Source organism: Rhizobium sp. CB3171, from assembly GCF_029714265.1.
In the GTDB taxonomy this organism is placed as follows: Bacteria; Pseudomonadota; Alphaproteobacteria; order Rhizobiales; family Rhizobiaceae; genus Rhizobium.
This window is the reverse complement of the sequence record NZ_CP121653.1, coordinates 2,666,549-2,680,006: the sequence shown is the minus strand read 5'-3', so window position 1 is coordinate 2,680,006 and position 13,458 is coordinate 2,666,549. Positions and strand designations below refer to the sequence as shown.

11 protein-coding genes and 1 pseudogene are annotated in these 13,458 nt (G+C 60.1%); 5 read left to right on the top strand and 7 right to left on the bottom strand.

Translation table 11 applies throughout. The annotated features are described in order from the left end of the window. Nucleotides 1-3 precede the first annotated feature (3 nt). The 5 genes from QA648_RS31360 to QA648_RS31340 form a co-directional block, all read right to left on the bottom strand. Nucleotides 4-1,695: an ABC transporter ATP-binding protein gene (locus QA648_RS31360; RefSeq protein WP_283052863.1), complete on the bottom strand. Its 1,692-nt coding sequence runs from the start codon at nt 1,693-1,695 to the stop codon at nt 4-6. Beyond that, complete coding sequence (locus tag QA648_RS31355) at nt 1,692-2,483, bottom strand: ABC transporter permease (RefSeq protein WP_283052862.1); 792 nt, start codon at nt 2,481-2,483, stop codon at nt 1,692-1,694. Before QA648_RS31355 ends, QA648_RS31360 begins: the two co-directional genes overlap by 4 nt. A 74-nt stretch (nt 2,484-2,557) precedes the next feature. Next, nucleotides 2,558-3,574: an ABC transporter permease gene (locus QA648_RS31350; RefSeq protein WP_283052859.1), complete on the bottom strand. Its 1,017-nt coding sequence runs from the start codon at nt 3,572-3,574 to the stop codon at nt 2,558-2,560. Between the two features lie 61 nt (nt 3,575-3,635). Next, the gene (locus QA648_RS31345; protein WP_283052858.1) at nt 3,636-5,258 is read right to left on the bottom strand and encodes an ABC transporter substrate-binding protein; all 1,623 of its coding nucleotides are present in this window, start codon (nt 5,256-5,258) and stop codon (nt 3,636-3,638) included. Between the two features lie 44 nt (nt 5,259-5,302). Further along, on the bottom strand, nt 5,303-6,304 hold the full coding sequence (locus QA648_RS31340) for an MsnO8 family LLM class oxidoreductase (protein WP_283052856.1): 1,002 nt from the start codon (nt 6,302-6,304) through the stop codon (nt 5,303-5,305). A 245-nt stretch (nt 6,305-6,549) separates the two neighbouring features. Here QA648_RS31340 and QA648_RS31335 point away from each other — a divergent pair, with 245 nt between their 5' ends. From QA648_RS31335 to QA648_RS31315, 5 genes are all read left to right on the top strand, one after another. Next, a complete protein-coding gene (locus tag QA648_RS31335) occupies nt 6,550-7,176 on the top strand; it encodes a GNAT family N-acetyltransferase (RefSeq protein ID WP_283052854.1) in 627 nt (208 codons plus the stop codon). Nucleotides 7,177-7,268: 92 nt separating this feature from the next. Further along, nucleotides 7,269-8,276: an LLM class flavin-dependent oxidoreductase gene (locus QA648_RS31330; protein ID WP_283052852.1), complete on the top strand. Its 1,008-nt coding sequence runs from the start codon at nt 7,269-7,271 to the stop codon at nt 8,274-8,276. Between the two features lie 18 nt (nt 8,277-8,294). Further along, nucleotides 8,295-9,608 carry an LLM class flavin-dependent oxidoreductase gene (locus tag QA648_RS31325; RefSeq protein ID WP_283052851.1) on the top strand — a complete coding sequence of 438 codons (1,314 nt, stop codon included), beginning with the start codon at nt 8,295-8,297 and terminating at the stop codon, nt 9,606-9,608. A gap of 162 nt (nt 9,609-9,770) precedes the next feature. Continuing rightward, complete coding sequence (locus tag QA648_RS31320) at nt 9,771-10,490, top strand: gamma-glutamylcyclotransferase (protein WP_283052850.1); 720 nt, start codon at nt 9,771-9,773, stop codon at nt 10,488-10,490. Nucleotides 10,491-10,616: 126 nt separating this feature from the next. Beyond that, nucleotides 10,617-11,969: an FAD/NAD(P)-binding protein gene (locus tag QA648_RS31315; RefSeq protein WP_283052849.1), complete on the top strand. Its 1,353-nt coding sequence runs from the start codon at nt 10,617-10,619 to the stop codon at nt 11,967-11,969. Between the two features lie 7 nt (nt 11,970-11,976). On the opposite strand, the pseudogene QA648_RS31310 reads toward QA648_RS31315, so the two are convergent. Together QA648_RS31310 and QA648_RS31305 are read right to left on the bottom strand one after the other, a co-directional pair. Continuing rightward, a pseudogene (locus QA648_RS31310) lies at nt 11,977-12,151 on the bottom strand (alkanesulfonate monooxygenase); the annotation flags it as partial. Nucleotides 12,152-12,184: 33 nt separating this feature from the next. After that, nucleotides 12,185-13,381, bottom strand: a complete 1,197-nt coding sequence (locus QA648_RS31305; protein ID WP_283052848.1) for an MFS transporter — start codon at nt 13,379-13,381, stop codon at nt 12,185-12,187. Between the last annotated feature and the right edge of the window lie 77 nt (nt 13,382-13,458).

Below are 13,458 nucleotides of genomic sequence, written 5' to 3'. Positions count from 1 at the left end.
GGTTCAAAAGCATGCCTCGGATTGCGCCTCTCCGGTCAAAGCCGGAACCGCTTCCAGTAGAGAGCGCGTGTAACTGTGACGCGGGCTGGCGAAGACATCTTCCACCGCGCCTGCTTCGACGATCCGGCCATCCTTCATGACGAGAACTCGATCGGTCAGGTGATGGATGACGCCAAGATCGTGAGAGATGAATAGGAGTGAGGTTCCGGACGCGGCCTGAAGTTCGGCCAGCAGATCCAGCACCTGCGCCTGCACAGATACGTCGAGCGCACTGACCGGCTCGTCGGCGACAAGAAGCCGCGGACGCGGCGCAAAGGCGCGCGCGATGGCGACACGCTGGCGCTGGCCGCCGGAAAGCTCGCGCGGATGACGCTTCAGCAGCGCCTCGCCGAGACGGACCGCGTCCAGCACTTCAAGCACGCGCTGGCGGCGTGCGGCGCCAAAGACGCCGACGCTATCGAGGCTTTCGCCGACGATTCTTTCAACCGTATAGCGGGGATCGAAGGAACTGAGGGCATCCTGTGCGATCAGTTGCATGCTTGCGCGCCTGTGACGGCGTTCTTTCTCGGGGACACTACTCCAGCGCTCGCCGTCGAGGTAGACCGTTCCGCTATCTGGTTCCGCCAGGCCAAGAACGATTTTCGCAACGGTCGTCTTGCCGGAACCGGACTCACCAACGATGCCGAGGGCTTCGCCTGCAGCGAGATCGAAGGATACATCGTTGACGGCAGAAATACCGCCCGATCCGCCGTAGCGTTTAACGAGGTTGCGAGCCGACAGAATGTGGATCTGATGATCGATCGACTTTGTCGGCAGGGGAATCCTGGAGCGGTCACCAGTCTGGGAGTGCTGCTGTGCTGGTGTCGCCCGCAAATTCGCAGCTGTCGCTGGAGATAAACGGAATCCCCTTGAGCTGGCGGATGGCACGGCATCCAGCAATTGCTGCGTATAGGGATGCTTAGGTCGTCTTAGTATCTGTTCCGCCGGACCTGCCTCGACGATCCGTCCGCTGTTCATGACAAGCACACGATCGGCAAGATGGGAGACGACGGCGAGATCATGACTGATCAGGAGGAGCGTATGGCCGGCCTTTCGACGTTCGGCCAGCAAATCGAGGATCTGTTTCTGAACAGTCGCATCCAGCGCGGTCGTTGGTTCGTCGGCGATCAACAGTGACGGTCCACGGGCTATAGCCGTTGCGATGAGGGCACGCTGGCGCAAACCGCCGGAAAGCTGGTGCGGATATTGCGGCAGCCGGCGATCCGGATCGGGGATGCCGACCGACTGCAGTAGGAGGCGGCTGTCTTCGTGTCGCTTGGGTCGGCGAAAAAGGCGGCGTCCGCCAAAGGCGTCTGACAATTGCTGCGAAATTCGTCTCAGCGGATCGAGAGAGACCAGCGCATCCTGAAGAACGAAACCTATCTTTCCGCCGCGAAGCCGCTGCCAGTCTTTTTCGTCGAAATTGCGTACATCGCTTCCATCGATATCAAAACGATCGGCGCGAATGGCTGCGCCTGCCCCGGCCAGGCCGATGATCGAGCGCGCGGTCACGGACTTGCCGGAGCCGGATTCTCCAACAAGGGCGACCGCTTCGCCCCGATTGATCGTCAGGTCAATGCCATGGACGACCGTATTGGCGCAGCCGCCTTTGGGAAACCCGATGGTGAGGTTGCGGATGTCGAGCACGGGGGTCACGATATCCTCCTGCCTTCGAAGGCAAGCTGCCAGCGTCTTCCAAGCACGCTTATGGAAATGACCGTCAGCGTGATGGCGAGACCGGGCCACACGCCGATCCACCAGGCGACGCGCAGATAGTTGCGCGCTTCCGCCAGCATTGCTCCCCACTCCGGTGCCGGGGGCTGCGGGCCCATGCCGAGAAAGCTTAAGCCCGCGGCCTGAATGATGGTCGTGCCGAGACCGATCGTCGCCAGGATCGGCACCTGGGCCAGGGCATGGGGCAGGATGTGGCGAGCCACCAGCACGCTGGGCGTCAGTCCAAAGGTTTTTGCCTGTTCGACATAGCCGCTTTTAGCAATCACGAAGGTTTGCGCTCGCACCACCCGCGCAAATCGCGGCACAGAGGCGACGCCCAGCGCGAAGATGAGATCGACCGTGCCAGGCCCGGTGAACGAGATCAGCACAAGTGCGAGAAGCAGATCCGGAAACGACGAAATGATATCCAGAAAGCGCGTGATGGCTTCATCGACAAGGCCGCGGGCCAGACCGGAGAGAAGGCCAAGAAGAGCCCCGACAACTGCCGCAATGACGACAGCACTGACGCCGATTAGAATGGAGTAGCGTGCTCCATACACCACACGCGAGAAGACATCTCTTCCGAGGTGATCCGTGCCGAACCAATGTTCGACCGATGGCGGCAACTGTGCTTGCAGGGGGTCGGCAGCAATGGGATTGGCGGCAGTCAGAATTTGCGGCCAGATGGTTGCGATCGCCACCAGCAGCAGGAAAATCGCCGAAAGAGTCATCCCCGGATTCGCGAACTGAGGGTAAAGCCGCGGGCGGGGCCAATTGGTTTGCCGCCGTGGAGAGGAGGCGATGCTCAATGGCCTGCCTCCAAGTTCTCTTTGCGAAGACGTGGATCGAGCAAAAGATAAAGCACGTCGATCAGCGTACTGAGGACGACATAGATAAAAGCCGACAGGATTGCGACCGCGAGCACGACAGGTAGGTCGTGCGACAGAACGGCATCGACCGTAATACGGCCCAATCCGGGCCTACCGAATACCGCTTCGGTAATGACAGCGCCCGACAGCAGATTGCCGACCAGCCAACCCGCAAGCGTGACGGCGGGAAGTGCTGCGTGACGCAAACCATGGCGCAGCCTCAGGACGAAATCGCCGACACCCCAGCTTCGGACCGTCAGCATGAAGGGCGCCTCCAGGGCGCGCTCAAGGCCTTCCCGGAGCACCTGTCCGATAACGGCGCCGAGGGATAGGCCAAGCGACAAGGCCGGCAGTACCAATGCCGAGAATGTCCGGTCGCCGGCAACTGGAAAGAGTTTCAAGGTAAAAGAAAATATGAACAGGAGCACGATGCCGAGCCAGAAGGACGGCGTCGAGATAAGGATAAGTTCGAGGCCGCCTGCGATGCTGCGGGGCAGGCGTTTGCCGGCCGTCAGCAGGGCGCTGGCAACGGCAAACACCACCGCCACGACAAGTGCGGCCGCGGTCACCTTCAGCGTCGGCATCATCTGCGACAATACAAGACCAGAGACATCCGTCTGCAGGATGTAGGAACGACCGAAATCGCCATGGAGAACACGCAGCAGATAGGTCAAGTATTGGGTCAGCAACGGTTTGTCCAATCCCCATTCCAGGCGAATGGCGGTCTCCACTTCGGGCGTTCGCAATTGCTCACCGATCAGCAGGCTGACAATGTCGCCCGGTGCAAGGTGCACACTGATGAAACTCAGTGTAACTGCGGCCCATAGAACCGCGATTGCCGATCCGATGCGAACTAGGATCTGCGACGAGAGACCGTTGCGCTTCGATCGGCCTCGGCGTGATGGCCAAGCTGGCGGGGTCCGGTCGAACGCCGTTGCGTTGTCAGCACTCATGATCGGTCGCTCCTACATCGTCCCCACCGCTTGACGCGCGAGAACACGTTGACTGGACGGTTTATTCGTTGCGCCAGAGGTCGTATGCGCTCTCCGGCAGTTGCTTGAAGGGCCGGAAGCTGATCCCCTTTACATAGCTTGCAGCCGCTACCTGGTCCTCGGGCTCGTAAAGTGGCAGGGCGTAGGCCTGATCGAGAATGGCGAAGCGCTGCAGCTTCGAATACAGATCGAAGCGCTTCTTCTGGTCTAGCGTCGAAGCAGCTTCATTCAGCCACTGCGACAGTTCCGGCGCAAAGGCGCGGCTGTAGTTGATGGTGCCGCCCTTATCGACGGGCAGGTAGTGATATTCGATGTCGATCGCATCTGTGGGCGTGTTGGAGTTGGCGATCGAGCCGAATTGGCCGGTCTTGCGTCGATCGGTATAGGTGCCCGCATCCACGAAGACGATCTTGAGATCGATCCCGGCGTTCTGCCGTGCCTGCGCCTGCAGAGCCTGCAGCAGAACGTCACGTTGATCGCGCACGGTCGCTTGCGCCTGGATGACTTCGATGGTCAGCCGCTTACCGTCCTTGGTCCGAAAGCCGTCTGCATCGCGTGCTGTCCAGCCGGCTTCGTCAAGCAATGCGTTTGCGGCCTTCGGATCGGGACCATAGGTCGCTTCGATGCTCTTGTCGTAAAATCGCGGGTCGATCGGCGATGTTATGCCCCATGCCCGCGTGCGTTCGCCGCGATAGACCGCTTTCAGAACCGCATCGACGTCGATGGCGGCGATCAGAGCCTTGCGCACCTTTATATCTTGGGTCGGTCCCCAGGTGACATTGAGGAAAAGCGAATAGGGCGTGCCTGTATTGAGCGCCGTCTGATAACTGAAATCCGGATTGTCCTTGAAGAGGCTGGCATCGTTGCCGGCGATCCCCTCGATCACGTCGACCTGTCCGGACGAAAGCGCTCCCGTTCGCACCGAGGATTCGGACAGGAAGCGATAGATCACCTCATCCAGATGGGCCGGTCCCTGATGAGCGGCCGTCTTGGGTGCCCAGTGGTAGGCAGAATTCTTGACGAACTGGATGTCTTGTCCCTTGGCATAGCGCTTGAGGATGAAGGGACCGGTTCCCGCAATCTCGGGTCCGCCGGATTTCAGTTGCGTCGACGCAAAGGCTGACGGTGAGAGGATTTCCAGGCTCGCGGCGTAGTCGAGAAAGGGCGCATAGACCTGGTTCAACGTAAAGGAGACTGTGTAGTCGTCCAAGGCTTTCGCCTCGACGATGCGGGAGACCGGACCCGCGCTCACGCTGCCGCTATAAGCCGGATCCTTGAGCTTGGTGAAATTGGTGATGACGGCCTGGGCATCGAATGTCTGACCGTCGGTGAAGGTTACATCATCGCGAAGCTTGAATGTATACGTCTTGCCGTCGTCGGAGATGTTATATTCAGTTGCCAGCCAAGGAACGTAGCCGCCATCTGCGCTGCGCGCCAGCAGCGACTCATAGGCATTGCGCAACAGCAGCTTGGTCTTGTCCTGGCCGTTGAGCTGCGGATTGAGCGTGGCCGGTTCCGTCTCGACACCCCACGTCAGTTTGCCGCCACTGATCGGCGTACCCTCCGCCGCAATAGAAAGGCCAGGCAGCGCAGAGGTTGCGAGCATGGCGGCGGTCAGGCCCAGAAAATGTCTGCGAATAAGCATTGATGGATATCTCCTTGTGAAAAATCTGTGAGAGGCCGAGCCACTCAGGCCGCGACGGCCCCGCGTGCGCCCGCCAGGAGCTCGATGGTGTTTAGACGATGAGCACCCTCGGAAAGTGGGCAGTCGATGACGAATTCATCGATGCCGAATCTCCTGTGCAGGCGCTGCAGCTCCGTATGGACGTCGGTGGGCGTTCCGCGGATGACGCGCGGGCTTCTCTCCTCGATTCGATAGTCGGTTGCGCCCGCCTGGCGGACATATTCCAGAGCCTGTTCACGGCTGCCGACATTGACCCCTTGTCCATCCTTGATCTCAAGGCGGAAGCGGCGCGTGTCGCCCAAAAGGCTTTCAGCGAGCGAGGTTGTCTGAGCCGTCACGACACTGACCGCAAGCAGCACCGTACCGCCACCCGCCTGCCGATAGGCCGAAAGCGATTGTGAAATCGCGTCATCATCACCATGGATGTGGCCCGCGTAGACATAGTTCCAGCCTAGATGAGCGGCTAATTTCGCGCTTTCCGGACTTGCGCCGAGCAGGAAGCGACCTGGCGGCAGTTCGGGCGCGGGAAAGGCGGCTAGGTCTTCAGTGGTGCGTTCATTATCCTGTTCATGGCGCAAGAAGCCATCCAGCTCGGCCAACTGCGCTTCGAACGATGGTTTGCGCGTGGGATCATAGGCTTTCTGAAGAGCAGCGGTCGAAAGCGGCAAGCCGCCCGGCGCTTTTCCGACGCCAAGATCGACGCGTCCTGGTGCGAGAGTCGAAAGGAGATTGAAGTTTTCCGCAACCTTGTATGCGCTGTAGTGTTGGAGCATCACGCCGCCGGAGCCAATATGGATGCGGTGCGTATGCGCCAGCAGAAAACCGATCAATACTTCGGGGGAAGAGCTTGCGAGTTTGGCGGAGTTATGGTGCTCCGCTACCCAGAAGCGCCGGTAGCCGAGCTCTTCGGCGCGTTTGGCGAGCGCCAAACTGCGCTGCAATGCTTGCGATGCACGCTCGGGCCCATCAATCGGACTCTTGTCGAGAAAACTCAGGGTGTAAGACATCCGTCCTCTTGGCGGTTGGCGGCAATATCAATCTCGTTAATCTATATTTTTAATGGACTACTAAATCGAGCAATGATGTTTCAATCGTCGACTGCACAATAAAAGATCATGCCGTGCGAAGCCCTCCGGCAATCATGCATCCTAAGAGCGTGAAGCACTGAGCGGCATCGAGAGAGCGACGGGACGGATATCCCGATTATGCGCTATCTCCGGACAGCCTTCAGGTACCATTTGGAGGCGTTCCTATGACCGATATCATTGTCCGTTCTTCTCTTCTGGAGCCGGCAGTTCAGCCGCTGATTGAAGGGCTGGTGAGCGAATATGACGGCAGGTACGGCGCCGCGAGCCGACCGGGTGGCGCGCGCATGGAAATCCTGCGCTACCCCGTCGCGTTGTTTTCTCCGCCGCTCGGCGATTTTCTCCTGCTGCAACGCGACGGCGAAACGATCGCCGGCGGTGCCTTCATGAGCCACGATGACGAAACGGCTGAGTTCAAGCGCATATGGACACATCCGGCGCTACGCCGTCAGGGGCTCGGTCGGCGAATCGTAATTGCGCTTGAGGAAAGCGCCGCGGAACTCGGCTACACCCGCGCCTATCTGTCGACCGGTTTCCGCCAGCCGGAGGCTGTCGCGCTCTATGTTTCGCTCGGCTATCGCCCGCTTTTCGATGTGACTGCGGATCCCGTCTATTATCGCTCCCTGCCGTTTGAAAAGCTGATCGGCGCAAAGGCAGGCAAGATCGGTTCGACACCGATCTATCCGCCTGCAGCCTCTTTCCAGGAGGCGACGGCGCGCGTGTCGGCGCTGAAAGCCACGCAGGAACAGAAGATCACCGCGCGTCTGGCGGCGTACGAGACCTCCGCTGCCTGAGGCTTCCGAAAACCAGAGATGCGATCGCCTCATCCAAAGCGAAGCGCCGGGACGATAGTTTGGCTTTAGATCGTGACAAGACAGGAGCTTACATGACCACCAATGCAAATGGCCTGACTGTCGGCGTCGGTTTTGATGTCGCCGCACGTTCCGGCAACAGGCGCGAAGACCAGCGCGATCATTGGCAAGCCCTCATCGCGCAGATAGACGAGGCTGTCGATTTTGTGACGCTAGATGATGGTTTCGCACGCGCCGAGGGCGATGGTCTGGATGCCGTGCTGCTTGCCAATTGGCTTGCGCCGCGCAGCCGCAATATCGGCATCATCGCCGGAGCACCCGTCAGTTTCCTGGAACCATTTCACGTCTCGACCGCGATCGCGACCTTGGACTTCGTCAGCGGCGGCAGGGCAGGGTTGCTCGTGCAGCAATATCGTGGAGCCCAGGCAGCACAAGCCAAGCATGCGCTTGGCGAACTTGGTGGCTTCCCGCCGGCGCAAGCCACAGCTCTAGATCAGGACGTACGCGATGCGATCGAGGTCATCCGGCTTCTATGGGATAGCTGGGAAGATGGAACGATCATCCGCGACAAGGAGAGCCAGCGCTTTCTCGATGGCTCCAAGCTGCATTACGTCAATTTCAAAGGGACGGGATTCGATATTCTCGGCCCCTCCATTACCCCTCGGCCGCCGCAAGGTCAGCCTGTGATTGCTGTGACCTATCGCCAGGACGAAGATCTTCTCGCCGCGGCGGCGGCTGATATCGTCTTTCTGCGCTTGGAGGCAGCGAGCATCGGAGACGCGGCTGAAAAGATCCGCAGCTCAGCCAGCAGCAAGACAAAAGCCTTTATTGCCGACGTCACCCTTGAGGCCGTGAGGCAAACAACTACTGAACTGGTGGCGCAGATCGCCGGGCTGGCCCGATCGGGCGTCGACGGTATTCGCCTGTTGCTCGCCGATCCCGCAGAGCAAGTGGCTTATCTCGGCAGTGAGCTTTTGCCTGTATTGAGCGCGGCCTTTCCTGTCCGCGCCGCAGCCGGCGGCTTGCTTCGAGATCGGTTTGGCCTGCCACTAGCGGCCAATCGGTTTACGGCGGCGGCGTGAGTTTCAAGGGAGCAGTCCATGGCTAAAAAGCAGGTTATTCTCGGCGCGCAGTTTCCGGGCGTCAACAATTTCACCGTCTGGAGCGATCCGGCGGCAGGAAGCCAGATCGAATTTTCGTCGTTCCGACATTTCGCCGAAACCGTGGAGTGCGGCAAATTCGATTTCATCTTCCTGGCCGAGGGGTTGCGCATCCGCGAGCAGAAGGGCCGATTTCATGAGCTGGACGTTGCTGGCCGACCGAATACGCCGGCGATTCTGACAGCTCTTGCATCCATTACCGAGCATGTCGGCTTGATCGGTACCCTGACGACGACCTTCAACGAACCTTACGCGCTCGCCCGCCAATTGGCGACGCTCGATCTATTGTCCGGCGGCCGGGCTGGCTGGAACGTTGTCACTTCGCCGGGCGCCTTTACCGGCGCGAACTTCCGCCGCGGCGATCATCTGCCGCATGGTGAACGCTATGAACGCGCGCGCGAATTCATCGAGGCGGCGCGGGCAATATGGAGAGGTGGCGCGTTTTCGGTTCGCTCCAAACACTTCGACATCTCCGGATGGTCTGGGCTGGCGCCCTTGCCGCAAGGCTCACCGGTCATCGCCCAGGCCGGAGATTCGGACGAGGGTAGGGACTTGGCAGCCAGTCAGGCGGACCTCATCTATTCCCGGCACGGCTCGCTCGAGGCGGGTCAGTCCTTCTACGGGGATGTAAAAAAGCGTCTGGCGAAATACGGCCGCAGCCCGGACGCACTCAAAATCCTTCCCGGGGCTCACTTCGTGATCGGTGATACGAAGTACGATGCGGAGGAGAGGCTGAACGCGATCCGGCTGCAGCAGGTCAGTCCGAAGAACGCGATCGTGTTTCTGGAACAAGTCTGGAATCGCGACCTATCGAACTACGATCCGGACGGGCCGTTGCCGGAGATCGAACCCGATGTTTCCGATTCGCGGCTCGCCCAGGGGCGGGCGAGCAATCTGGATATCAAGAGCCGGTTGGAGACAGCGCGCCTTTGGCGTGAAATTGCCGATCGTGATCGTCTCAGCATTCGCCAATTGGCCATTCGTGTCACCGCGCGCCAGCATTTTGTCGGAACACCGGATGACATTGCTGACGAGATCAATCGTCATGTGCAGGCAGACGCGGCCGATGGATTCGTCTTTGCGCCTCACTTGACCCCCGGCGGCTTTGACGAATTCGTGGAAAAGGTTGTGCCGCTCTTACAGGAAAGGGGTGTCTATCGCACCGAGTACAGAGAAGAGACGCTCCGGGGCAACCTTGGTTTGCCTAAACAGTTGCCAGCGGCAACCTCATCGGGCTTGGCAGCAGTGGTATGAACGATGGCGCTCTCGCAGACGCTTGCCGGGCAGCCTTGAACCGTCCGCATCACGGAGGGTTTCAGCGGGCAAACTCGGTGGGGAGCCGAACATTGGCTAGCCATGGGCGGAGGTAGGCCGATGGTTCGACGAAGCGCCGAAGTCGTGGCAGGCCAATCCCAGATGGATCTGACGGATGAATTGGTAACTCTAAGCTTGCGAGACGAGATCGACCCGGGCCCAGACCCGCTGCGGATACCGATCACGGACGGGGAACTGGAAGCAATCGCCGAGCGGCTGGACCAGGAATCGCAAGGCGATGCGCTTTGGGTATTCGCCTACGGCTCGCTGATCTGGAAGCCTGATTTCGATGCCGTGGAAGCACGTGTCGGAACAGTCAAGGGTTGGCATCGCTCGTTCTGTCTTCGAATGACACGATGGCGAGGATCGCTGACGCAGCCGGGGCTCATGCTTGCATTGAAGCGAGGTGGGCACTGCAAGGCCGTCGCATTCAGATTGGATGACGGTGATCGCCTGGGCCAGATTCGGCGGATGCTTCGGCGTGAAATCGGCACCCTCGAAGACTCGTCCACCATAAAGTGGATCCGCGTACAGACCGAGCAAGGCCCTGTGCGCGCGCTGGTCTTTTGGGCTGATCCAAAGGGCAGGCATGTTACCTCCAAGCTGACCCTTGAGGCGGTGGCAAGCATTTTGGCAAGGGCATGCGGTGCCAGAGGATCGTGCGCCGAATATCTCTATTTGACGGTGAAACATCTCGAGGCCTGGGGAATTCGGGACCTCAACCTGTGGAGGCTTCAGAAGCTCGTTGCAAGTGAGCTTAGGGCTATTCACGAATTGGGAAGCGTGACAGGCCGGGGCCGTCTCGTGAGTGGAAGCACATAAGACGAAACTGGCATATGCTGGCGACGGAACCATCGCATATTGGATCGGAGATGCACCTGCCCTAGATCAGACGAACGGGGGACATCGGCAATTTTCCCGCACGTCGGAACGCGGAGAGGGCAAGCAATGATCTATGATGCCGTTGTTGTGGGCTCCGGCTTTTCCGCCATCGCCACAGTCTGCAACCTCGTCGAGCTGCTTCCTGAAACGGCATCCATCGCCATTGTCGGCGACGATCCCGGTTTTGGCCGCGGAACGGCTTATCGCACCGAGCTTTATCTACATCGCTTGAATGTGCCTGCTGGACGCATGAGCCTATTTCCAGACCGTCCGGATGCGTTTGTCGAATGGCTGCGTGAGCATAAGCGGCCATTGCACGGGGGAGACTTCGCGTCCAGACAGGATTATGGACTATATATCCGCGACAGCTTGGCCGCCCTTCTGCGCAACAAGAAGCGCTGCTGCCGGGTCGATTTCATCAAGGCAAAGGCTAGCGGATGTGTCGAGCGGTACGGCGCCGCGCTCGGTTTTCTATTAGACAACGGCGGTGAGATTGCCGGCCGAAGCATCGTTCTTTGTCTTGGCGTCGGAAATGCCAAGTTACCGTTCGATCAGTCGCTGTTGTCGGCTAACGCGCGATCGCATATCATCGAAAATCCATGGAGGCTATCTTGGCTCAGACGGGTGGAGAAGACCGACACTGTCTGTATTCTCGGCTCGGGACTGACGATGATCGATCAAGTCCTGGCACTGTTTGCCCACGGATTTATGGGCAAGATAATCGTGTTGTCCCGACGTGGCCTCGTTCCACTCAGTCATCTCAGCCATCCAAAGCCGGCCGTGGAGATCGATGTTGAGGCACTGCCCACACGGACGAGTGAAATCCTGCATACTCTGCGTCGTGAAAGCAGGAATGCCGGCGACTGGCGCAGGGTCATGGATGGTCTGCGCCCGAAAACACAGGCTCTATGGTTAAGATTGCCGGAGACTGAACGCCGCCGCTTCCTACGTCATGCATTGCCATGGTGGAACGTCCACCGTCACCGCGTTGCCCCCGACGTCTTTCGAAGGTTCGAAGACATGATGCAGAGCGGTCAAGTTTCGGTTCGGGCTGGTTATCTGCGGGATGTGGAGGAAGCCGGGGCTCTAAAATTGCACTACCGGCCTCGCGGAGGAGGCCTTGTGGCATCGATGCAAGCGGACTGGATCGTAAATTGCACCGGCATGGAACGGGCTGGCATCGCGCACTCGCCATTGTTGCAGGAGATGCACCGCAAGGGTCTTGTTGAGGCTGATCCGCTTCGCCTCGGCCTAGTCGTTAATGCACAGTCGCGCATCCCGGGGTCGATGGGCGATGAGGCCGTCATCTATGCCGTTGGCGCACTGACCGCGGGGCAGTTCTGGGAAATCACCGCCGTTCCGGATATCCGCATACAGGCAAGTAAGATCGCCCAAGCGATCGCTGACGGATTGCAATGAAGAAAGCTTAGTCGCGTATTAGCGGAAGCAGTTGATCGCCCTGGCGCGTAATCTCGGACAGGTACGGTGTGTCGGAGAGCACGAAGTGCTTGATGCCGAGATCGAAGCGAGCGGGCGACGTCGGCTGCCGGCTCGACCAGCCATGTGGTGCCGGCGCCACCGCCTCCGAACTTGCCTGGCGCGGGACCAGGACAAGGGCAGATGGGTGGGTGCCTTCAACGTTCCTCCGGCGGTTTGTGGTGCCGGAACTGCAATAGCAAGAGCAGGTCATAGGCGATCTTCAGTGTGGCGCAGATGAGGAGAGGCCAAGCGCGATACGATGCGGCGAACAGGGTACCGGCAAGCGCGGGGCTGGCCGCGGCGGCAAGGCTGCGCGGCACCGATGTGAAGCTCGCGGCCGCGGCCCGCTCCGCCTCCGTCACCACCGCCATCACATAGGAGGAGCGTGTCGGCACGTCCATCTGCGAGAGCGCGGCGCGGATCATCAGCAATATCAGAACCAAAGGCAAGCTGGGCGCGAAGGCCGCCAGCATCAGCGCGACGCTCGAGGGTATGTGGGTGAACACCATGGTGTTGATGAGCCCGATCCGCCGCGATAGCCATGCCGCGACAGGGAACGAGAAGGCCGACAACACACCCGTCCAGAAGAAGAATACCCCAGCTTCCGACAGCGACAGATCGAATCGCTCAAACAGCCAGAGCGCGAGCAGCGACTGAACCACAAAACCGCCCGCGAATGCGTCGAGGCTGAAGAGGGCTGCGAGTTTCAGGACGATGGCGCGCGAGGGACCGAGCGCGGCGGCTTCCGTGGATGGATGGTTTGGCCGGCGGGTGGGGATGCGGGAATAGAGAAGGCCGCCGGCCACGCCCACGAGCGCGTAGAGCACGAACATCAGCTTGATGGCGGTCAGTTGTCCAATCCCGACGAACGCCCTGGCATCGGGCAGGGCCGCCGCAAGGGCGCCGACCGCGCTTGCGAGCGCGCCGACGAGGCTGTAGCGCGCGAACATCGTCGTCCGATCGGCATCGCCGACGTCTCGAGCGAGCACTGCGTGCTCCAGCGGTACAAAGACGCTGACGCTGCCGGCGGACGGATTGACCGTGCCGGCGCAGGCGACCATCAGCAGAAGCACGTAGTCGCTGATGACGGACATGGCAGCGCCCGTGGCCACCATCAGGCAGGCCGCGGCCAGAAGCAGGCGGCGCAGATCAAGGCGCACGCCGAGCATCCCCACGGCAATGGTCAACAGCGCCGAGCCCAAAAGGGATGTGGCCGCAAGCACGCCGACTTGCAGCGGCGAGAAGCCCAAAGCCAGCAGATAGACCGGCAGCAGGATGGCCACGAAACCGTCGCCGAAGTCACGCAGGGCGCGTGCAGCAAAGAGATATGTAGCCGGATGGATGCGTTGCAAGGGTGTCCCTACCTCGGATCGTGGACGGTTTTGGTCATGGGAAGGTGCGGCTTCTCTTTCGTGTCGTGCTGACTGGC